Consider the following 20,928-nt stretch of genomic DNA (forward strand, 5'->3'; position numbering starts at 1 on the left):
GGAGGCTACTGGCCGCCGAAGGCCCGGAGCGGCTGGCCGGCCTCGGACCGCGGCTTCATCGTGGCCGCGCCCGTCGCCTCGTCCAGGGACGTGACCCTGGGTCCGACGACGGAGCGCAGCTCGGTCTCGAACGCGTCAAGGGCGTCGTTCAGGCGGTCCAACAGGGAGCCCGGCGCGTCTCCGGCCGGCGACGCGACCGCCTGGGCGAGCGCGTCGCGGACCCGGCCGGCGAGCTCCTGCGTGAGCGGCGGCTTCGCGTCGGCGCAGTAGGCGTCCGTCACGATGGCGGCCCAGTCCGCCGCGGAGGATGCGTCGCCCATGCTCAGGCCTGCGCGATCGAGGGACGGTTGAAGTCGTGCATGGCGTGCCCGTTCGGGTCCGTTGGCGTGGCGCTCGCTCGTGGCATACCAAATGGCAGCCGTTATAGCGGAGGTGTTATATCGTTTTTGAAGTCGTTTCAATTTGCGTGACGCCGGGGCCGCGCGTCCCGGCGGCGCGGCCGACGCTTGCCCTGAGCCCTCGCGCGGGGCAGTGGGAACGGCACGAGAGGGGCTGTCAGCGGTGTCCGGCATGCGCGTAATCGGACTCGCCGGGTGGAGCGGGGCCGGCAAGACCAGCCTGCTGGTCCGGGCCATCCCCCTGCTCGTCGCCCGCGGGGTGCGGGTGGCGACCATCAAGCACGCCCATCACGACTTCGACACGGACTGGCCCGGGAAGGATTCCTACGAGCACCGCAGGGCGGGCGCGAGCGAGGTTCTGATCTCGTCGGGCCGCCGCTGGGCCCAGGTCCACGAGCTGCGCGACGAGCAGGAGGCGAGCCTCGGCCAGCTCCTGCGGCGGATCAGCCCGTGCGACCTCGTCGTCGTGGAAGGGTACAAGCGGGAGCCCATCCCCAAGATCGAGGTCCATCGCGCCGAGAACGGCCGCCCGCCCCTCCATCCGCTGGACACCACCATCGTGGGCATCGCGAGCGACGTCGCGTTTCCGGCATCGGGCATTCCCGTCGTAGATCTGAACGACGCGGCGGCGGTGACGGGGCTGATGCTCGACGTGGCCGTTCCCTTCGAAGACGTCCTCGGGAGGCTCTAGCCGGATGGCCCAGCTCAGCGACGACTGCTTCGCGTTCGGCGGCCCTCTGATGACCATCGAGGACGCGCACGCGCTGTTCGGCGAGCGGCTCGCAGCGATCGTCGGCACCGAGGACGTTCCCGTCCCGGACGCCGACGGGCGCGTCCTGGCCGAGGATTGCGTCGCGCCCATCGACGTCCCGCCGTTCCCCAACTCGGCCGTCGACGGCTACGCGGTCCGTTTCGCGGACCTGCGCGCCTCCGATGCGACGATCCTGCCGGTCGGCGCGGTCGTCGCGGCCGGCGCCTCCCCCGAAGGCGTGTCGGTGGCGGGCTCGGCCGCCCGGATCTTCACCGGGGCCCCGATGCCGGCGGGGGCCGACACCGTCTTCATGCAGGAGGACGTCCAGGTCCTGCCCGACGGCCGGGTGTCCCTGCCGCTCGGGCTGAAGCGGGGCGCCAACAGCCGCGACGCCGGCGAGGACGCGGCGAAGGGCTCGACGATCATCGCGGCCGGCCGGCGTCTCCGGCCGCAGGACCTGGCCCTGGCGACCGCGGTCGGCCTGCGCACGCTGAAGGTCCGCCGCACCCTGCGGGTCGGCGTGTTCTCGACGGGCAACGAACTCGTCGAGCCCGGGTCGCCCCTGGGGCCGGGCGCGATCTACGACTCGAACCGCGTCCTGCTGCTCGCTCTTCTCCGGCGGATGGGCGTCGCGGCGCGCGACCTCGGCGTCATCCGCGACGACCCGGCGGCCCTCGCGGCCAGGCTCTCGGCGGCGGCCGCCGAGCACGACGTGATCCTGACTTCGGGCGGCGTGTCGACCGGCGACGAGGATCACGTGAAGACCGCCGTCGAGAGCATCGGGCGCCTCGTGTTCTGGCGGCTGGGGATCAAGCCGGGACGGCCGGTCGCGATGGGCATGATCGACGGCAAGCCGTTCCTGGGCCTGCCGGGCAACCCGGTGGCTGTCTACGTCACCCTGCTGTTCGTGGTGCGGCCGCTCCTCGCCCGGCTCGCCGGCGAGGCCTACGCGCCGTCGCGCGGATTCACCGTCAGGGCGGCCTTCCCCTATCGGAAGCGCGCGGGCCGCAGGGAGTTCGTCCGGGTCAGCCTCGCCCGGGACGCCGACGGCGCCTGGGAGGCCCGGAAGTTCCAGCGCGACGGCGCGGGCATGCTGTCATCGCTCACCGAATCCGACGGCCTCGTGGAGCTGGAGGATGACCGGACCGAGGTCGTGCCGGGCGACGCCGTGCGGTTCCACCCGCACGGGGCCCTCTGGTAGCGGGGCCGCGCTCAGGGCCTCACGCGACGCGGACCGCGCCCCAGCATTGCCGGGCTCGCGCATCCGTTATATCAAATCTGCTATATCGCTTGTGATGGGCCGTGCGAGCGGCCGCTCGATCGGCGGGCTTGAGCAACGATGTTCGATGGTGTCTGGCGGAGCCAAGCCGGCGCGGAACTCCGCCTCCTCCAGATGGGCGAGGCGGTCTCCGGGACCTACACCGCCGCCGATCCCGGCTTCGCGCAGACGCATCGAAGCCGCATCCTCGTCGGCACGGCCGAGGGCGACATCATCGGCTTCGTGACCAGCACGTCGTCGCCCCAGGAGATCACGGCCTGGACCGGGCGCCTCGTCCGGACCGACGAGAAGACGGCCGAGGCGATCCACGCAGTCTTCCACGCCGTCGAACGGTCTCCGCAGCCGAAGGCCGCGGCCGATCACGTCGCGCTCGAGACGACCATCTTCTCGAAGGTCGAGAACGCCTGTTCGTGAAGCCAGGGTCGCGTCCCTCCTCGATGGGGTCCTGAGGAACGGGGGCGACCGTGGCGCGAGGAGCGGTCGGCGCATGTGTGATCGGCGACGGCTCTAGATGAACGGAGCGTCGGCTTCGAGGCCCAGAAGGATGCGGCCGGTCGGCACGAGCAACCGGTCCTGATAATGCATGTGCTGGCAGGCCGCGTAGACATCGCGGAGCTGGCGCGCGAACGGCAGATCTTCGAGGACGGCGGAACTGCCGGCCGCCTCGTACATGCTCGTGACAACCTGCTTCCCGACATGGCCCGCGTACCAGCAGGCCCGCCGAAGCTTGGCCTGCCACGCGAGCGTTATCGGACGGCCGTTCTCGGCTTCCCACCAGAATTCGGAGACCGTGTCCCGCGCGAAGGCGCGCGCGGCACCGAGGCTCGTCTCGGCACGCGCGATCGCGACCTGGACATCCTCGCGAAGTCTCAGGGGCACCTTGCCGCCATGCGGTGTCTTCGTCTGCGCGAGATCGATGAACGCGTCGATCGACGCCCGGGCGATCCCGAGCGGAACACCGATGGCGGCGATCGCGGCCGCCGATGCCATGGGCAGCATGTAGAGGGGCCTTCTGTCGCGAGGCATCATGAGGCTCGCGCCGTCGATGGTCTGCTCGTTCGGCACCCAGATGTCGGTGCACGCGACGTCGTGACTCCCGCTCGCCCGGAGGCCCCCGGCATTCCAGTTGCCGACGACCTCGACATCCTTCGAGGCGATGAAGACGCCGCGCAGCGACGGCCGCCCGTTCTCGTCGAGCTTCGGCCGCTCGCCGTCGATCTCCACACACATGAGTGCGGACACGGAACTGTAGCGGCAGAAGCTCGCCCAGGACCAGCGTCCGTTGATCCGCCAGCCGGATCCATGGCGAACCGCTGTTCCCGTCGGCTGGCCGCTCCCGCTGCCCGCGAACTTCCTGCCGGCAGGGATGAGCGAACGCATCACGTCCGCGTCGATCAGGTCAGCGAAGCGTGACGCGCCCCCGGACGAGATCGCGGCGCACCAGGCGACCGAACCGTCGAGTTCCGCCAGAGCTTCGATCGCCGCCAGGACGCTCAGCGGATGCGCTTCAGGACCGCCCAGGCCCCGCGGAAGCCAGAGCTGCGCGAGACCGGCGTCGATGAGCGCCTCTGCGACCGGCTCCGGCAGGTCCGGGCCGACAGCGAGGGCCGACCGGTGCTCCGCGATGAGGGGCCGAAGCGCCGCGACGGTCGCGAGAAACGCCGCGTCCGGATCTCCGGCTCGCGCGGCAGGGCGGATCGAGGGGGCGACACCGTTCATTCTCAGACCTCATGACTGTCCGAGATGCATAGTAAGTTCGGTGATCGACCGCTTTCGTGTCTGTCGGAAGAGTTTTTGGTTACGATCGTAACTGGGGCGCCGTCAGACGATATTATCTGCCGGTCGGGACGCGGTAGATCGCGCTGTAACGGTTGTCGTTGAATTTTCTCGCGCTGGATCCGCGATGATGATGCTTGAATGCTTCGGGTGGACGGTCTCGTGTTCGCGGAAGCCGCTGACCAACGTTGACGGATCGCGCGCGCATCGCGGCCTTCGCGCAACCTAGGACACCGGCATCTCGATGCGGCAGCGCACGCCGTCGCGGTCCAGCGCGTACTCGACCGTGGCGCCCAGGGCATATGCCAGCGCCTCCTGGATCAACTCGGTCCCGTAGCCGCGGCGGGTGACGCGCGCCGCCTGCGCGGGCAGGCCGCTCTCGATCCAGCACAGGGCCAGTCGGCGGCGCTCGCGCCGGTCGCGCACGATCTCCCAGGTGACGCTGAGGTGGCCGGTCCCGGTCTTGAGCACCCCGTGCTTGACCGCGTTGGTCGTCAGCTCGTGGACGGCGAGGGCGAAGTTCTGCACCTGTCGCGCGGTCAGGTGCACCTCGGGGCCGGCGACGGTCATGCGGTCGGTCGCGCCGTCGACGTAGGCGGCCAGCTCGGCGCGCACCAGCGCGCCCACCTCGACCGAGTCGCTGCCGTACTGGCTGAGCAGGCCCTGCGCGCGGCTGAGCGCCTGCAGCCGCGCCTCGAACGCCTCGACCGAGCTGCCCTGCCGCAGTGTCTTGCCCGCCACGGCGCTGACGACGCCGAGGAGGTTGCGCGTGCGGTGCTGCAACTCGTTGATCAGCACTTCCTGGCGCGCCAGCAGCCTGTGGTGGTCCGTGACGTCGATGTTCACCCCCGACCACTTGCGGATCGACCCGTCGGGGTTCGTGATCGGCACCGCGCGGACGTTCGACCACCGCCAGGACGCGCTCGGGGCGTGCCACAGGCGATACTCGTGATCGACCGCCGTCCGCGTCGCGACGGCCTGCCGCCACTTCGCTTCCGTGAGCGCCCGGTCGTCCGCGTGGATCGCGCGGATCCAGCCGCGCCCGAGCCACTCGTCCGGGCGCTGCCCGGTGAACGCGCGCCAGCCCGGGCTGTCGACCTCGATGAGGCCCTCGGCCGAGGCCTCCCAGCTGAACTGGCCGAACCCCTCGACCAGCCCGCGGAACCGCTCCTCGCTCGCGCGCAGATCGTCCTCCACCCGCTTGCGCGCGGTCACGTCGCTGGCGGCGCCGAACCATTCGCGGATCTCGCCGTCATCGTCGAGCAGCGGCACGGCCCGGGACAGCGCCCAGCCCAGGCTCCCGTCCGCCTGCCGGACGGGGTGCTCCAGCTCGAACATCGTCTTGGATCGGATCGCCCGCTGGATGGCCTCGCGCAGGCGCGGCTGGTCGGCCGGATCGATGTAGGCGCTCAGCCAGTCGTCGTTCGGGGTGACGGTGTCGGCCAGGAAGCCGCGGCCCTCCAGGACCCGTAGCTCGCTCCAGTCCGGGCTCATGCGGTAGATGACGTCCGAGCTGGCCGTGACGAGGGCGCGGAACCGCTCCTCGCTCGCGCGCAGCCGATCCTCGGCGCGCTTGCGCTGGAGGATGTCCTTGAACAGGACCGCCACCTGCCGCCGTTCCGGCGCCCCGATGGGGAAGGCGTAGACCTCGTACCAGCGCCCGAGCGCGTCGGCGCGGTCCTCGAAGCGTTCCGCCTTGCCGGTTCGGACGATCCGGCCGTAGGTCTCGAACCAGTGCGGCTCGAGGTCGGGCGCCAGCGCCCGGACCGTCCGGCCGACCGCGTCGCGGAGCCCGGTCTGCTGCTCGAAGGCCGCGTTCACGGACAGGAAGCGGTAGTCGACCGCCCGCCCGGCCGCGTCGAACAGGACCTCGATGGTGCAGAAGCCCTCGTCGATGGCGTCGAAGAGGTGGCGGTACTGGGCCTCGCTCGTGCGCAGCTTGGCCTCGGCGCGCAGGCGCTCACCGATCTCGAAGCCGGTCATGTGGACGGCCATGACCTTCCCGTCGGCGTCGCGCACGGGCACGAGGAGCGCGTCGAAGACGTCCTCCGCGGCGCCCTCGCCGCGGGTGTCCAGCGGCTGCCCGGCCACCTGCACGGCCTCGCCCGCGAAGGCGCGCGCGTAGAAGTCCGCGACCGTCGCCCACCCCTCCGGGAACGTGCGCGCGAGCGGCCGGCCGAGACCCTCGGGGTGCCAGGCGCCGTAGAGCCGGGCGGCGGCGTCGTTGTAGATCAGGAGGCGCTCGGGCCCGCAGACGAGGGACGCGACCAGCGGGCTGGCGAGCACCTGCTCGACCATCACCTTGAGGCGCTCCGGCCAGCGGGCGGCCGGCCCCAGCGGCGTCCGCTCCCAGCCGAAGTCGCGGATGCGCGCGGCCATCTCGCCGTCGCCCTGTGGCCATGCCGACACTGATACGCCGCCTCGGTGATGTCGCGCGCCAGCATGTCCGCTCGCGGTGCGCGCAGCAACGTTCAAGCCCGATCGGACGACGAAATCTTCGTTCCGCCGGGCGATGACAGCATTCGCGGAGACCGGCTCAGGCCGTCTCGGATCGCGCGAGGCCCAGCTGCTCCTCCACGCACCGACGCATCACGAATTTCTGGATCTTTCCGGAGACCGTCATCGGGAAGGCGTCGACGAACTGGATGTATTTCGGGATCTTCTGATGCGCGATCTGCCCCGCGCAGAACGCGCGCACCGCCGGCTCCGACAGGGTCTCGCCGTCGCGCAGCCTGATCCAGGCGCACAGCTCCTCTCCGTATTTCGGATCGGAGACCCCGAAGACCTGGACATCCTGGATCTGCCGGTGCCGGAAGAGGAACTCCTCGATCTCGCGCGGATAGATGTTCTCGCCGCCGCGTATGACCATTTCTTTGATCCGGCCGACGATGTTGCAGTAGCCCTCCGCATCCAGCGTCGCGAGGTCGCCGGTGTGCATCCATCCGGCGTCGTCGAGGACCTCCGCGGTCCGCGCGGCATCGCCCCAGTAGCCCAGCATGACCGAGTAGCCGCGCGTGCACAGCTCGCCGCGGGCGCCCCGCGGCGTCACGCGTCCCTCGGGATCCACGATCTTGACCTCGAGATGCGGGTGGATCCGGCCGACGGTCGTGACGCGCCGCTCCAGCGGGTCGTCGCTCGAGCTCTGGAAGCTCACCGGGCTCGTCTCGGTCATGCCGTACGCGATGGTGACGTCGCGCATGTGCATCTGCTCCACGACCCGGCGCATCACCGCGATCGGGCACGGCGCGCCCGCCATGATCCCGGTCCGCAGGGAGCGGAGATCGAACTGCGCGAACTCGGGATGGTCGAGCTCGGCGATGAACATGGTCGGCACGCCGTAGAGCGCGGTGCAGCGCTCGGCCTGCACGGTCTCCAGTGTCGCGCGCGGGTCGAAGCCCTCGCCCGGAAACACCATGGCGCAACCGTGGGTCAGGGCCGCGAGATTGCCCATCACCATGCCGAAGCAATGGTAGAGCGGCACCGGGATGCAGATCCGATCCTCGGCGGTCAGCCGCATCGCGCGGCCGACGAAGTGGCCGTTGTTGAGGATGTTGTGGTGGGTCAGCGTCACGCCCTTCGGGGCGCCCGTCGTGCCGCTGGTGAACTGGATGTTGGCCGCGTCGTCGAACTGCATCGCGTCGGCGAGGTCGCGCAGGGCGCCGGTGCCGGCCGCGTCGCCCCGGGCCGCGACCGCGTCGAACGGGACCGTCCCCGGGGCCGGCGGTCCGCCGATCTGGATCACCGTGCGCAGGTGCGGCAGACGGGCGGCGGACAGCCGGCCCGGTTCGGAGGCGGCGAGTTCGGGGGCCAGGGTGCCGAGCATCCCGAGATAATCGCTGGTCTTGAACGCCGTCGCCGTCACCAGGGCGGTGCAGCCGACATTGTTGAGCGCGAATTCCAGCTCCGACAGCCGGTAGGCCGGGTTGATCGTCACCAGGATCAGCCCCGCACGGGCGGCGGCGAACTGGGTCAGCACCCACTCGGCGCGGTTGAGCGACCAGATCCCGATACGGTCGCCGGGCCGGAGTCCGAGGGCGAGCAGGCCGGCCGCGAAGGCGTCGGCTTGGTCCCTCAGCTCGCGCCAGGTCCATCGGACGCCCTGGGCGTGCGCGACCAGCGCCAGGTGATCCGGCCACGCCGCGGCGGCGCGATCCAGGGCCTGGCCGATGGTCAGGCCGAGCAGGGGCTCGCCGATCGCCCCGTGGACATAGCTCACCGCCCGGTCGCTCATGTCGTCCTCCCTCGTTCCTCCGAACGCGCGCGCCGCCGCGGCGCTGTCCGAGGCCGCCCTTCGATCAGGGTGTCGGCGGCGGCGCGGCGGCCAGCGCGCGGGCGACCTTCGAGGCCGGCTCCCGGCCGAGCTGGGACGCGATCGACCGCCCGGCCGCGGCGAGAGCATCGAGATCGATCCCGGTCTCGATGCCCATGCCGCGCAGCATGTAAACGACGTCCTCGGTGGCGACGTTGCCGGCGGCCCCCGGCGCGTAGGGGCAGCCCCCGAGGCCCGCCACCGCGGCGTCCACGGCCGACACGCCGAGTTCGAGGCAGGCGAGGATGTTGGCCAGGGCCTGCCCGTAGGTGTCGTGGAAGTGCAGGGCGATCGCCTGCAGCGGCACGTCGGCAGCCACCCGCTCGACCAGCCGCCGGGCCGCGCGCGGCGTCCCGGTCCCGATCGTGTCGCCGAGGGCGATCTCGTGGCAGCCCATCGCGTGGAGGGACGCGGCGACGCGGGCGACCGCCGCCGGCGCGACGTCGCCCTCGTAGGGGCAGCCCAGGACGCAGGAGACGTAGCCCCGCACCCGCAGGTCGTTCGCGCGCGCCGCCTCCAGCACCGGGGCGAAGCGGTCGAGGGTCTCGGCGATCGAGCCGTTGACGTTGCGCCGGGAGAAGCTCTCGGAGGCGGCGGCGAACACCGCGATGTCCCGGACGCCGGAGGCGAGGGCCCGCTCCAGGCCCTGCAGGTTCGGGACCAGCACGGAATAGCCGACCTCGGGCCGGGGGCGCAGCCGCGCCAGAACCTCCGCGGTGTCGGCCATCTGCGGCACCCATCGGGGCGACACGAAGCTGCCGGCCTCGATGCGGGTCAGCCCGGCCTCGGCCAGGGCCTCGATCAGCGCCACCCTGGCGGCGATCGGCACCGGCGCGGGCTCGTTCTGGAGCCCGTCGCGCGGCCCGACCTCGACCACCTGCACCCGGGCCGGATAGCTCATGCGGGCCGCTCCTCCGCCGCGAAGGTGACGATCTCGGTGCCCTCCTCGACCATGTCGTCGACGGCGTGGCGGGTTTCGGCGACGGTGCCGGCCTGCGGCGCGCGGAGGGTGATCTCCATCTTCATCGCCTCGATCACCGCGAGCGGCGCGCCCTTCTCCACGGCATCGCCGGGCCGCACCCAGAGCTGGGTCAGGCGGCCCGGCACGGGCGCCGTCACCCGGTCGCTGCCGGACGCCTCGGTCCGGGGCGGGGCGAGGGGATCGACGTGGACCAGCGTCGCGTTCCGGCCGCCGACGATCACCGTCAGCTCCGCGCCGCGGCGGACCGTGCGCAGCCGGCGCCAGACGCCGTCCAGCATCAGCCGCTCGCCCTCGGCGTCCTCGGCGAGCGCCGCCAGGACGGTGCCGCCCGGCAGGTCGAGGCGGGCGCTGCCGTCGGGGAGGGGGCATGCCCGCAGGGTGACGGGCGGCGCGTCGCCGTGGCGGAACTGCAGGTCCTGGTAGCCCGCCCCGTTCATCCGCCACGCATCCGGATCGGCCCAGGGCGACCACGGGTCGCCGCTCGCCCGCGCCTGCGCCGCGACGGCCGTGCGCCGGTCGCGCAGGACGGTCAGGGCGGCGGCGGCCCAGAGCGCGGGATCGACCGCACCGGTCGCAAGCGGCGCCAGCAGGTCGTCGGCGTGGCGGGCGATGAAGCCGGTGTCGAGGTCGGCCGCGCGGTAGGCGGGATGGCCGGCGACGGCGCGCAGGAGACTGAGATTGGTCGTCACGCCGACCACCTCGTAGGCGGCGAGGGCGGCCGCGAGCTGCCGGATCGCGGCCGCCCGGTCCTCGCCCCAGACGACCAGCTTGGCGATCATCGGGTCGTAATCCGGGGTGATCCGGTCGCCCTGCACGATCCCGGTCTCGACCCGCACCCGCCCCGGCACCTCCGGCGGCTGGCGCAGGTGGGCGAGGGTGCCGACCGCCGGCAGGAAATCGCGCGCCGGATCCTCGGCGTAGACCCGCGCCTCGATCGCGTGGCCGCGCAGGGCCAGATCCGGGGCGCCGAGCGGCAGCCGCTCGCCCGCGGCCACGCGCAGTTGCCACTCCACCAGGTCGAGGCCGGTGACCATCTCGGTCACCGGGTGCTCGACCTGGAGCCGGGTGTTCATCTCCATGAAGTAGAAGGTCTCGCCCTCGGCGATGAACTCCACCGTGCCGGCGCCGACATAGCCGACCGCCCGCGCCGCCGCGACCGCGGCCTCGCCCATCCGCGCGCGCCGGACCGGATCCATCCCCGGGGCGGGCGCCTCCTCGATCACCTTCTGGTGGCGGCGCTGGATCGAGCAGTCGCGCTCGAACAGCGAGACGATGTTGCCGTGGCTGTCGGCGAAGACCTGGATCTCGATGTGCCGGGGGCGGGTCAGGTACGCCTCGATCAGCACCCGGTCGTCGCCGAAGGACGCCCGCGCCTCGCGCTGGGCGCCGGTCAGGGCGGACTCGAACGCCGCGGCCGCCTCGACGACGCGCATGCCCTTGCCGCCGCCGCCGGCCGAGGCCTTGATCAAGACCGGGTAGCCGATCCGGGCGGCCGCCTCCTTCAGCGCCGGGACATCCTGCGCGGCGCCGTGATAGCCCGGCACCAGCGGGACCCCGGCGCGCTCCATCAGCGCCTTGGCCTCGGCCTTGGAGCCCATGGCGCGGATCGCCGCCGGGGGCGGGCCGACGAACACGAGGCCGGCCCCGGCGCAGACGCCGGCGAAGTCCGCGTTCTCCGACAGGAAGCCGTAGCCCGGATGGATCGCCTCCGCCCCGGCGCGCCGGGCGACGTCGAGGATCCGCTCGGCCACGAGGTAGCTCTCGCGCGCCGGGGCGGGCCCGATCGGCCACGCCTCGTCGGCCATCCGGGTGTGTCGGGCGCCGGCATCCGCCTCCGAATAGACCGCGACCGTGCCGATGCCGAGGCGCCGGGCAGTGGCGATCACCCGGCAGGCGATCTCCCCGCGGTTGGCGATGAGGATCTTGCCGAACATGGCCGCCCCCTCAGTCCCGCCGCCACGGGGCTAAGCGCTTGTCGAGGAAGGCGGCGATGCCCGCCTGCCCCTCGTCCGAGGCCCGGCGCCGGGCGATGCGCCGGCCCGTCTCGCGCCCCAGGTCGGCGTCCACCGGCCGCCCCTCGCACAGGAAGACGAGGTCCTTGGCCTCGGCCTGCGCGCCCGGGGCGCCCCGGAGGATGTCGCGCAGCACCTCCGCGCCGGCCGCCTCCAGCCGGTCGTCGGGCACCACCTCGTGCACGAGGCCGATCGCCCGGGCGCGCTCGGCGGAGAAGACCTCCGCGGTCTGGAACAGGCGCCGGGCCCAGCGCGCGCCGATCGCGTTGACCACGTAGGGGCCGATCGTCGCCGGGATCAGGCCGAGCCGCACCTCGCTCAGGCAGAACCGCGCGCTCTCGGCCGCGATGGCGACGTCGCAGCACGCGGCGAGCCCGACGCCGCCGCCGTAGGCCGCCCCGTGCACGAGGGCGAGCGTCGGCTTCGGCAGCCGGTCGAGACTGTGGATCAGCCCCGCGAGCCCGGCGGCGTCGGCGAGGTTGCTGTCGAAGGACTGGCCGGCGATCCGGCGCATCCAGGCGAGGTCGGCGCCCGCCGAGAAGCTCTGGCCCGCGCCCGCCAGGACGACCGCCCGGATCCCGGGGGCGGCGCCCAGCCGGTGCAGGGACGCGGTGAGGGCGGCGATCAGGCCGTCGTCGAAGGCGTTGTGCTGCTCCGGACGGTTGAGGGTCAGGGTGGCGACCCCGCGTTCGTCGACCGTCTCCAGCAAGGTGCCGCTCATCCCGCGCCTCCTACATCCGGAACAGGCCGAAGCGGGTCTCGGGAATCGGCGCGTTGAGGCTCGCCGAGAGACCGAGCGCCAGGACGCGGCGCGTGTCGGCCGGGTCGATCACCCCGTCGTCCCAGAGCCGGGCGCTGGAATAGTAGGGGTGGCCCTGCTCCTCGTACTGCGCCCGGATCGGCGCCTTGAACGCCGCCTCGTCCTCCGCCGACCACGTGCCGCCGCGGCCCTCGATACCGTCGCGCCGGACCGTGGCCAGGACCGAGGCCGCCTGCTCGCCGCCCATCACGCCGATCCTCGCGTTCGGCCACATCCAGAGGAAGCGCGGCCCGTAGGCCCGCCCGCACATGCCGTAATTGCCGGCCCCGAAGCTGCCGCCGATCAGGACGGTGAATTTCGGCACCGCCGCGGTCGCGACGGCGGTGACCATCTTGGCCCCGTCCTTGGCGATGCCGCCGGCCTCGTAGCGCCGGCCGACCATGAAGCCGGTGATGTTCTGGAGAAACACCAGGGGCACGGCGCGCTGGGCGCAGAGCTCGACGAAGTGGGCGCCCTTCAGGGCACTCTCCGAGAACAGGATGCCGTTGTTGGCGACGATCCCCACCGGGTAGCCCCAGATATGGGCGAAGCCGCAGACCAGGGTCTGGCCGTAGAGGCGCTTGAACTCGTCGAAGTCGCTGCCGTCCACCAGCCGGGCGATGACCTCGCGCACGTCGTAGGGCGTCCGGCGGTCGGCCGGCACCGCCGCGTAGATCTCCTCGGCGGCGTAGCGCGGCGGCTCGGGCTGCCGCGGCGCGGGCGCGGGGCGCTTCACCGCGTTCAGGTTGGCCACGATGCGGCGGGCGATGCCGAGGGCGTGCGCGTCGGTCTCCGCCATGTGGTCGGTCACGCCCGAGATCCGGGCGTGCACGTCGGCGCCGCCGAGTTCCTCGGCGCTGACCACCTCGCCGGTCGCGGCCTTCACCAGCGGCGGCCCGCCGAGGAAGATCGTGCCCTGGCCGCGGACGATGATCGACTCGTCGCACAGCGCCGGCACGTAGGCGCCGCCGGCGGTGCAGGAGCCCATCACCACGGCGATCTGGGCGATGCCCTGCGCCGACATCGTCGCCTGGTTGTAGAAGATGCGGCCGAAATGGTCCCGGCCCGGGAAGACCTCGTCCTGGCTGGGCAGATGCGCGCCGCCGCTGTCGACGAGGTAGAGGCAGGGCAGCCGGTTCTGCTGCGCGATCTCCTGCGCCCGGAGGTGCTTCTGCACCGTCATCGGGAAGTAGGTGCCGCCCTTCACGGTCGCGTCGTTGGCGACGATCACGCACTCGCGCCCCGCGACGCGGCCGATGCCGGTGACGATCCCGGCCGAGGGGACCTCGCCGCCGTAGAGGCCGTGCCCGGCGAGCTGGCCGATTTCCAGGAAGGGCGAGAACGGGTCGATCAGCGCACGGATCCGGTCCCGGGGCAGGAGCTTGCCGCGGGCGCGATGGCGCTCCCGCGCGGCCTCCCCGCCGCCGAGCCGGACGCGGTCGGCGGTCGCGCGCAGGTCCGCCACCAGGGCGCGCATGGCCTCGGCATTGGCGCGGGCCTCGGGCGCGCGCGGATCCAGAGCGGATTCGATCACCGGCATGGGGCCCGCTCCCCGCTCAGGCCGTCTCGGCGAACAATTCGCGGCCGATCAGCATCCGCCGGATCTCGCTCGTGCCGGCGCCGATCTCGTAGAGCTTGGCGTCGCGCAGCAGCCGGCCGGTCGGATAGTCGTTGATGTAGCCGTTGCCGCCGAGCGCCTGGATCGCGTCGAGGGCCACCGTGGTCGCGCGCTCGGCCGCGAACAGGATCGCGCCCGCGGCGTCCCGGCGCGTCGCCCGCCCCCGGTCGCAGGCCCGCGCCACCGCGTAGACGTAGGCCCGGGCGGCGTTCGTCGCCGTGTACATGTCGGCGATCTTGCCCTGCATGAGCTGGAACTCGCCGATCGGCCGACCGAACTGCCGGCGCTCGTGGAGGTAGGGCAGCACGACGTCGAGGCAGGCGCGCATGATGCCGAGCGGCCCGGCGGCCAGCACGGCGCGCTCGTAGTCGAGGCCCGACATCAGCACCCCAACGCCGCGCCCGACCGCGCCCAGGACGTTCTCCTCCGGTATCTCGCAGTCCCGGAACAGCAGCTCGCAGGTGTTCGAGCCGCGCATGCCGAGCTTGTCGAGCTTCTGCGCGGTGGAGAAGCCGGGAAAATCCTTCTCGACCAGGAACGCCGTGATCCCCCGCGGGCCGGCCTCGGGATCCGTCTTGGCGTAGACCACCAGGACGTCGGCGTCGGGACCGTTGGTGATCCACATCTTGGTGCCGTTCAGGACGTAGCGATCGCCGCGCCTGTCGGCCCGCAGCCGCATGGAGACGACGTCGCTCCCGGAGCCCGGCTCGGACATCGCGAGCGCGCCGACATGCTCGCCCGCGATCAGCTTCGGCAGGTAGCGCCGCTTCTGCGCCTCGGTGCCGTTGCGGCGGATCTGGTTCACGCAGAGGTTGGAATGCGCGCCGTAGGACAGCCCGACCGAGGCCGAGGCCCGGCTGATCTCCTCCATGGCCACCGCGTGCTCGAGGTAGCCCATGCCGGCGCCGCCATAGGTCTCCTCGACGGTGACGCCCAGAACGCCGAGGGCGCCGAGCTTGCGCCAGAGGTCCGCGGGAAACGCGTTGCTGGCATCGATCGCCGCCGCGCGGGGGGCGACCTCGGCGCGCGCGAAGCGCTCCACCTCGGCGCGCAGGGCGTCGGCCGTCTCGCCCAGGCCGAAGTCGAAATCCTGCAGGCCGATGGGCATCGCGCGTCTCCTCGCCTGAGAATCGGGCACTCGCCTCTTTGAAACGAACGTACGTTCGTTAAGCGGTGCTGGCAAGGCGATTTACGAACGGTTGTTCGTTAGCCTATAGCGGGGGTCGGCGTGAGCATTCCCCGGTGTCTGTTGCGCTCTGAACTGTCTTCGGAGTGTCTTCGTGGGTCGCACCGCCGGATCGAACGGGCCGCGCACGGCCGCCGCCATCCGCCGGGCCGGGCTTCGGCTCATCTATCGCCACGGCTACGAGGCGATGACCCTGCGCGCCCTGGCCGCCGAGGTCGGGATCCAGGCGGCCTCGCTCTACAACCACATCCGCAGCAAGCAGGATCTGCTGTTCGACATCGTCCGCGACCACATGGAGACGCTGCTGGCGCGGACCGACGCGGCGCTGGCGACGGCGACCGGCACCCCGACGGACCGTCTCCGCGCCTTCGTGGCGCACCACGTCACGTACCATCTCGAGAAGAAGCAGGAGGTCTTCATCGCGAATTTTGAGCTGCGCTCGCTCGACCCGCCGCATTACGCGGCGATCGTCGCCCTGCGCCGGGCCTACGAAGACCGATTGGTCGCGCTGCTCGAGCGGGGATCGGAGGCGGGGGAGCTGGACATCCGGGATGCGCGGGTTGCCGGCTACGCGATCCTCGGGATGCTCACCAGCGCCTGCACGTGGTACCGGCCCGACGGCCGGATGACCAAGGCGGAGATCGTCGCCCTGCACACCGACATGGCGCTGCGGGGTTGCGTCAGGCGTCAGCCATAGACCCCGTCGCGCCGGGGAACGGCGGTCGCCTCAGATCAGGCCGCCCGGCGGTGCGGCGGTGAGGGTCCTGCCGGCCCGCGTGACGAGCTTGGCGAAGGCCAGCGCCGCCGCCGAGGCCTGGGCTTCCGAGGGGAAGGTGCGGTCCGATGTCAGGACGGGCATCTGCGTCGCATCGAGGAGGACCCAGGTCCACAGACGGGTGTCGGTCGCGCGGATCTCGAAATGCATGGCGAACTCGTCGGGCAATGGCACATGCCCGCACAATGCGGCGCGAAAAGGCCTGACGCGTTAAGAGCTTGACCAGCGCAACAACCTGCGTCGGCGCGCACCGGCCTTGCCCCCGACATCCTCGCAGATCACAGGCGGGAACCTGCGCCGCCCAGGGCGGATCTCGCCACGATCTGCCCCGACTTGGCATGCCAGCTTGGCTTTATCCGGCCATTCGATGCTACCCTCGCGCGGTCGGCATGCCGTGCCGACGGCGTGAGCAGGAGCGACATGGTAGAGCGGTACCATTTCCGCCTGAGGGGGCCGGACGAGGTCATCGAGGACGAGGAGGGCGTGCTGGCAAACTCGATCGAGATCGCCGTGGCCGAGGCGACGCAGCTGATCGCCGAGATGCACGCACGGGGCGAGTTGCCCGATCCGGACGAGCGCTGGTGCGTGGAGATCCACACCACCGACGGTGTCGTGCTTCGTTCCCTTCAGCTGTACTGAGCGCTGGGCGCGGGGCGCGGGAGCTTGCGCAGGATCAGGCGGATGTGTTCGCGGAGGGTGATCGCCTCAGGCGGCGGACCGGCACCCGGAGGCTCGACCGCTATCTCCGGACCACCCAGCACCGAGGCGTACATCGAGCTCTCCACGCTTTTCGCGAGCAGTAACCATCAGCCGTAGCAAACCGTTGCAAGCATCATAAGTCAGGTTTCGCCCTACAGGACGCGGCCGCTTCTACGTCGACAGGGGCACCCGGCTCGATGGGCGACTTCCGGATATGAAGTCTCTCGCAGACGAGGCACATATTTCGGCGGCCGCGAGGCCGGCTGAGTCAGGTATTCGCCTGGACAGGTCGGCACGGCACTGGAGGCGCGTGCCGCATCGGTCGAGGACGAGGCTGCGGCGGCGCACGCTGATCTCGGCGACGGCGCCCGGAAGCCCGGCAAGCGCGGCGATGACTTGCCGGATCGGTGACCGAAGCGTCCGGCTGGGGTCGCGCAGGGTTGGCCTCGTGCGCCGCGTGCGCGGTCGGGAGGTCGACAGCGCCGCCGGCGAGCCGGATCTGTCGAAAGGGTCGCAGGCGTCGGAAAATCCCCGGCCACGCTGAAACAGGCGACCCGGCGATGCAGTTGCCGCTGCATGTCAGGACCTCGCCCCATCGCCGTCCTCGCCGAGGACGAAGAGTTCAGCCGCCTCGTCGCGGCCGACATGCTGACGGCGTTGGGGTTCGAGGTGCTGGAGGCGGAACACGCCCAGGGCGCGCTCCAGCATCTGGAGGCATGTGACGGGGCCGTCCTGCTCTACACCGACATCAACATGCCCGGCACGATGGACGGCCGCGCGCTCGCGCACGCCGTCCGGGCACGCTGGCCGGAGACCCGGATCATCGTCTGCTCGGGCTGCGATCCGCGCGAGGCGACCGCGCTGCCCGAGGAGGCCCATTTCATCGCCAAGCCCTGCGGGGAGAAACTGGTGCGCAAGGCGCTCAAGGCCCTGCACCTGCACTAGGGCCGCTCCCGACCGGGTCGGGCGAGGGGGCATGTCGCGGCTGTCTCGACCGGCGACACCTGTCCTCCAGCCGTCGCAGCACGGTCGAGAACGGCCCGCGCTGCGCTGTCTGGGCGGCCTCAGCTCGCGAGGAAGGCGGCCAGCCCGGCCAATCCCGAGAGGGAAGCGCGGCTTTCCTCCAGGCACCGCGCGTTCAGGTCCGCGGCCAAACCGTCGAGCTTGGCCTGGAGCAGGCCGATGCTGGCCGGGGACAGGTTGCCGGGGAGCAGGACGATCACGTCGCCTTCGTCGAGGTGTATCGTCTCGCGGATCGCAGCATCAGCCATCGGAGCCTCCACCGGGAATACTGATCTCTCGGCCTGTCGGTAAGCTCTCACGGGCCGAGGCCGCCGACCGTGCTCAGGCACACGCCCTCGAACACTGACTCGCGTCCGTGGCAATCCGGGGAGATCCGCGCCGGCGTCCCGCGGGCAGGACCGTCCGGCTACGCCCGAGCGCGCCGCGCCAGCGCTCGCCCGACCTCGAACAGCGCCAGATCCGACACCTGTTGCAGCCGCTGGTGGCCCATCGCGACGATCGCCGCGCGCGCCTGCAGGAGGTGATCGACCGCGATGACCATCGGGTCGTCCGCCGGCAGATCGCCCGCCGCGCTCGGAAGGAAGGGGCCGCGGTGGCTGTCCGTGGTGTCGATGATGATGCCGCGACCGCGCATCCGTCCCGCCGGATCGGGCGTGAGGCTGCCACGGTCGAGAACCCATCGAACCTCGCCGCCGTCCGTGAGGACGCGGTACTCGGCCGAGACGGGGCCGCCGGTCTGGCGCACCCGGGCGATGCGCGCGAAGACCCAGTCGCGATCGTCCGGATGGGTGCATCGAAGGGCGATCTCGATGGGCAGCGGGCGCCCGGCCAGGGTCGCATCCCCGGCGAGCAGCGCCGCCGTCCCCTCGTCGAGGAGGGATTGTCCCGCCGACACGTCCGCTGTCCAGGCGCCGACATAGCCGGCCGCGCGCAATGCAAGATCAGCCGTAGTCTGCAACAGCCTGGCCTCCTCCGGCGCAAATCGGTTCGCACAAACCCGATCTCTGGTAGCGATATACCAAAATCGATATTCGGTACCAGTATCATACCGCCCGTACCGGAAATTTGGCAACTTCTAGTATCTGCATGACCCGCAGATATACAACTCTCTGCAGCAGATCGTGTCGGCCAGGATCGGCGCGACGCGCGGCAAGAACTCCTCGGCGCCGCCGCAACAATGTGTGAGTGCTCCCGGCGACCCGACAGCGCCGTCAACGATCGAAGCGCGCCGCGGCACCCCGCTCTGCTATGTCGGCGGGACAGGTGATCGCGGGCCGCCTAGCAGCCTTCACCCCGTCGACGGGACGCGGGTCCGCTGCGGGCGCGCCGGGTGCATCCGATCGGATCGGCCTGTTCCGGGGGCGCGCCCACGGGCCTCCTTGTGGCAACGCCCGAACTTCGACAAACCCGGACGGAGCTATCGAGGACGGGCGCCCATGATCATCCGCCACACCCGCAGGCTGCAGCGATCGGGCGAGGCGGTCGCGAGCCGCGATGGTCGGCTCGTCGCGCCTGCCCCGACGGAGCCCGACTGGGATGTCCTGAGTCTGATCGATCTCGGCGGGCGCGTCACGGTGGTCGCGCTCCTGGGTCCGAACGACGCGCGCGCGTTCCGATTCCTGAACCCGGACGGCACACCGCTGGCGTTCTGCGCTGCGGATTTCCTCGCCGCGCCGTGGGACGGCGCCGGCCCGCTCGACTGGCAGGCCGAGGCGCTCCACACCGACGACGGCGACGCGTCGCACACGCGGGCCATGATCGAGGATCTCCACCTCCTGATCGAAGCCCTCGCGCGCGCGGCTGCCGCGAGCCCGGAGCACGCTGTCCGGGTCGTCACGGGCGGCGGTTCCGATCCGCGGGCGCAGGCGATGCACGCGGCGCTGGCACGCCTCAACGCCGCACCGGCGGGGGCTCCGCCCCACCTGCCCGAACTGGTGACGAAGGCGATCGTCGCGCGCGGCGGCCAGGAGACGGCCCATCCGGACGGCGGCGATCTGCGCTTCTCGATCTACCTGCCCATGCCGGGCTTCCGCTTTGTCGGCTACGCGGCGGACAGGAACGAGACGCTGTGCACGCTGATCGGCAAGAACTCGCGCCTCGCGTCGGCCCTGCTGGACGTTCGGGCGAACACGGCCTACGCCCGGCCGAACCTGGGAAGCGTCGGGTTCGACGCCGCGACCCTGGTGCAGGTCCGGTTGTGGCGGCAATACCTCCTGCCGGCGCTGATCGACGGCGCGGCGCGGTCGACGCGCGTCGGGGTGGTCTTCGAGCACGCGCACATCAGTCACGCCATCTGGAACGAGCTGGCCGCGGTCGACGACGTGCTGTCGCTCGGTCGCGCGCCGGCGGTGTTCCTGTTCGCGAGCTGCAACGAGCCGATCTCTCCCGTCGACGCCGTCTTCCCGGAGCTCGCCGGGCACGTGTATCGCGGGATCGAAGGCCCGCTGCCCCTGCTGCAGGCCGCCGTCGCCGGCGCGGCGACCTTCCTGCCCTTCCGGTCCTACCGCGTGAGCCAGCGATTGGCCGATCGTCTCGCGGCCCTGGCGCGGAGCGCGGAACCCGCGCTCGATGCCCGCCTGACGGACGCGGCGCGCCGGGCCACGATCGTCCTGATCGGGCTGCGCCTGGAGAACCGCCAGTGGGTCCGGCAGCTCGACGGCTACGTGGCGCTGATCCGACGCCTCGGCCGGCGGCGCGGCGAGAGATTCCTCGTCATCGTCGACGGGCACAACACGCTCGCGGGCACTGCGGGCGGCTACGTCGAGAGCTACTGCGAGAGCCTCGTGCCCGCGGAGGGGACCGTGCCGTCCATCGTCCGGAAGGAGCTCGACCTGATCGGGGCGCTCCGCGCACGGGTCGCCGATGTCTCGAACGTGGAGTTGATGCCGCTCGTGCCCTGCTCGATGGGGGCGAGCCTCGTGGCCGCGCTCCACACCGACCTGTTCGTGACGCATTTCGGGGCCGGGCTCGCCAAGTATAAGTGGGTCGCCAACGCGCCCGGATGCGTCATATCGAGCCGATCCGTGCTCAGCGGGAAGGACGATCTGCGCATCTACGACACCGAGATCTTTCGCGAGAACGTGTCGGCCTGTCACTACTTCCCCGCCGAGCGGGTGACGGACCTCGACACCTCGACCAACGCCCTGCATGTCCCCGGCAGCCGAGAGCGCGAGGATTTCGATCTCGACCTCGAAGAGTTCGCCAGCTTCGTCGAGCGGAACCTGCCCGAGCGGCGCGCCGCGCGCCCGCACTGGCTGAGACGGCTCACCCTCTTCGGGACCCGCGCCGCCACCGACGCGGCCAGGCTCTGAGCGCCGGGAG

Annotated in this window: 19 protein-coding genes; 7 read left to right on the plus strand and 12 right to left on the minus strand. The window is 71.6% G+C overall.

Annotation, left to right across the window (positions count from 1 at the left end; all coding sequences use genetic code 11):
- Positions 1–5: 5 nt before the first annotated feature.
- A complete protein-coding gene (locus tag BM314_RS14260) occupies positions 6–320 on the minus strand; it encodes a hypothetical protein (RefSeq protein WP_091681631.1) in 315 nt (104 codons plus the stop codon).
- Positions 321–570: 250 nt separating this feature from the next.
- Here BM314_RS14260 and mobB point away from each other — a divergent pair, with 250 nt between their 5' ends.
- The 3 genes from mobB to BM314_RS14275 all read left to right on the plus strand — a co-directional run bounded on the left by mobB (position 571) and on the right by BM314_RS14275 (position 2,842).
- Complete coding sequence (mobB, locus tag BM314_RS14265; RefSeq protein ID WP_042675035.1) at positions 571–1,089, plus strand: molybdopterin-guanine dinucleotide biosynthesis protein B; 519 nt, start codon at positions 571–573, stop codon at positions 1,087–1,089.
- 4 nt (positions 1,090–1,093) lie between these two features.
- Positions 1,094–2,350, plus strand: coding sequence for a molybdopterin molybdotransferase MoeA (glp, locus tag BM314_RS14270; protein WP_020094838.1), 1,257 nt, complete (start codon positions 1,094–1,096; stop codon positions 2,348–2,350).
- Positions 2,351–2,488: 138 nt separating this feature from the next.
- On the plus strand, positions 2,489–2,842 hold the full coding sequence (locus tag BM314_RS14275) for an avidin/streptavidin family protein (protein WP_091978538.1): 354 nt from the start codon (positions 2,489–2,491) through the stop codon (positions 2,840–2,842).
- Positions 2,843–2,935: 93 nt separating this feature from the next.
- On the opposite strand, the gene BM314_RS14280 is transcribed toward BM314_RS14275, so the two are convergent.
- The 8 genes from BM314_RS14280 to BM314_RS14315 form a co-directional block, all read right to left on the minus strand.
- The gene (locus BM314_RS14280) at positions 2,936–4,147 is read right to left on the minus strand and encodes an acyl-CoA dehydrogenase family protein (RefSeq protein ID WP_091978539.1); all 1,212 of its coding nucleotides are present in this window, start codon (positions 4,145–4,147) and stop codon (positions 2,936–2,938) included.
- 282 nt (positions 4,148–4,429) lie between these two features.
- Entirely contained in the window at positions 4,430–6,583 is a 2,154-nt protein-coding gene (locus BM314_RS14285) for a PAS domain-containing sensor histidine kinase (RefSeq protein WP_091978540.1), read from the minus strand.
- Between the two features lie 157 nt (positions 6,584–6,740).
- Complete coding sequence (locus BM314_RS14290; protein ID WP_091978541.1) at positions 6,741–8,435, minus strand: AMP-binding protein; 1,695 nt, start codon at positions 8,433–8,435, stop codon at positions 6,741–6,743.
- Between the two features lie 64 nt (positions 8,436–8,499).
- Entirely contained in the window at positions 8,500–9,414 is a 915-nt protein-coding gene (locus BM314_RS14295; RefSeq protein WP_091978542.1) for a hydroxymethylglutaryl-CoA lyase, read from the minus strand.
- Positions 9,411–11,429, minus strand: coding sequence for an acetyl/propionyl/methylcrotonyl-CoA carboxylase subunit alpha (locus BM314_RS14300; RefSeq protein ID WP_091978543.1), 2,019 nt, complete (start codon positions 11,427–11,429; stop codon positions 9,411–9,413). Before BM314_RS14300 ends, BM314_RS14295 begins: the two co-directional genes overlap by 4 nt.
- 10 nt (positions 11,430–11,439) lie before the next feature.
- Positions 11,440–12,228 (minus strand): enoyl-CoA hydratase-related protein, encoded by a 789-nt coding sequence (locus tag BM314_RS14305; protein WP_091978544.1) that lies wholly within the window; start codon positions 12,226–12,228, stop codon positions 11,440–11,442.
- A 10-nt stretch (positions 12,229–12,238) separates the two neighbouring features.
- The gene (locus BM314_RS14310; protein ID WP_091978545.1) at positions 12,239–13,846 is read right to left on the minus strand and encodes a carboxyl transferase domain-containing protein; all 1,608 of its coding nucleotides are present in this window, start codon (positions 13,844–13,846) and stop codon (positions 12,239–12,241) included.
- A 16-nt stretch (positions 13,847–13,862) separates the two neighbouring features.
- On the minus strand, positions 13,863–15,032 hold the full coding sequence (locus BM314_RS14315) for an isovaleryl-CoA dehydrogenase (RefSeq protein WP_091978546.1): 1,170 nt from the start codon (positions 15,030–15,032) through the stop codon (positions 13,863–13,865).
- 172 nt (positions 15,033–15,204) lie between these two features.
- Here BM314_RS14315 and BM314_RS14320 point away from each other — a divergent pair, with 172 nt between their 5' ends.
- The gene (locus BM314_RS14320; RefSeq protein ID WP_091978547.1) at positions 15,205–15,807 is read left to right on the plus strand and encodes a TetR/AcrR family transcriptional regulator; all 603 of its coding nucleotides are present in this window, start codon (positions 15,205–15,207) and stop codon (positions 15,805–15,807) included.
- 30 nt (positions 15,808–15,837) lie between these two features.
- Here the strand turns inward: BM314_RS14320 and BM314_RS14325 are convergent, their stop codons facing one another.
- On the minus strand, positions 15,838–16,035 hold the full coding sequence (locus BM314_RS14325) for a hypothetical protein (protein ID WP_056530425.1): 198 nt from the start codon (positions 16,033–16,035) through the stop codon (positions 15,838–15,840).
- Between the two features lie 270 nt (positions 16,036–16,305).
- Here BM314_RS14325 and BM314_RS14330 point away from each other — a divergent pair, with 270 nt between their 5' ends.
- Both BM314_RS14330 and BM314_RS14335 read left to right on the plus strand, forming a co-directional pair.
- Positions 16,306–16,524, plus strand: coding sequence for a DUF6894 family protein (locus BM314_RS14330; protein ID WP_020094827.1), 219 nt, complete (start codon positions 16,306–16,308; stop codon positions 16,522–16,524).
- Between the two features lie 636 nt (positions 16,525–17,160).
- A complete protein-coding gene (locus tag BM314_RS14335; RefSeq protein WP_020094826.1) occupies positions 17,161–17,529 on the plus strand; it encodes a response regulator in 369 nt (122 codons plus the stop codon).
- 119 nt (positions 17,530–17,648) lie between these two features.
- Here BM314_RS14335 and BM314_RS14340 read toward each other — a convergent pair whose 3' ends face one another.
- Both BM314_RS14340 and BM314_RS14345 read right to left on the minus strand, forming a co-directional pair.
- Positions 17,649–17,855, minus strand: coding sequence for a hypothetical protein (locus tag BM314_RS14340; RefSeq protein WP_020094825.1), 207 nt, complete (start codon positions 17,853–17,855; stop codon positions 17,649–17,651).
- A gap of 158 nt (positions 17,856–18,013) precedes the next feature.
- Positions 18,014–18,565 carry a PAS domain-containing protein gene (locus BM314_RS14345; protein WP_244539938.1) on the minus strand — a complete coding sequence of 184 codons (552 nt, stop codon included), beginning with the start codon at positions 18,563–18,565 and terminating at the stop codon, positions 18,014–18,016.
- A 478-nt stretch (positions 18,566–19,043) separates the two neighbouring features.
- Here BM314_RS14345 and BM314_RS14350 point away from each other — a divergent pair, with 478 nt between their 5' ends.
- Positions 19,044–20,918 (plus strand): hypothetical protein, encoded by a 1,875-nt coding sequence (locus BM314_RS14350; RefSeq protein ID WP_091978548.1) that lies wholly within the window; start codon positions 19,044–19,046, stop codon positions 20,916–20,918.
- The last annotated feature ends 10 nt before the right edge of the window (positions 20,919–20,928 follow it).

The sequence above is a fragment of the Methylobacterium sp. 13MFTsu3.1M2 genome (assembly GCF_900112625.1).
Taxonomy (GTDB): Bacteria; Pseudomonadota; Alphaproteobacteria; order Rhizobiales; family Beijerinckiaceae; genus Methylobacterium.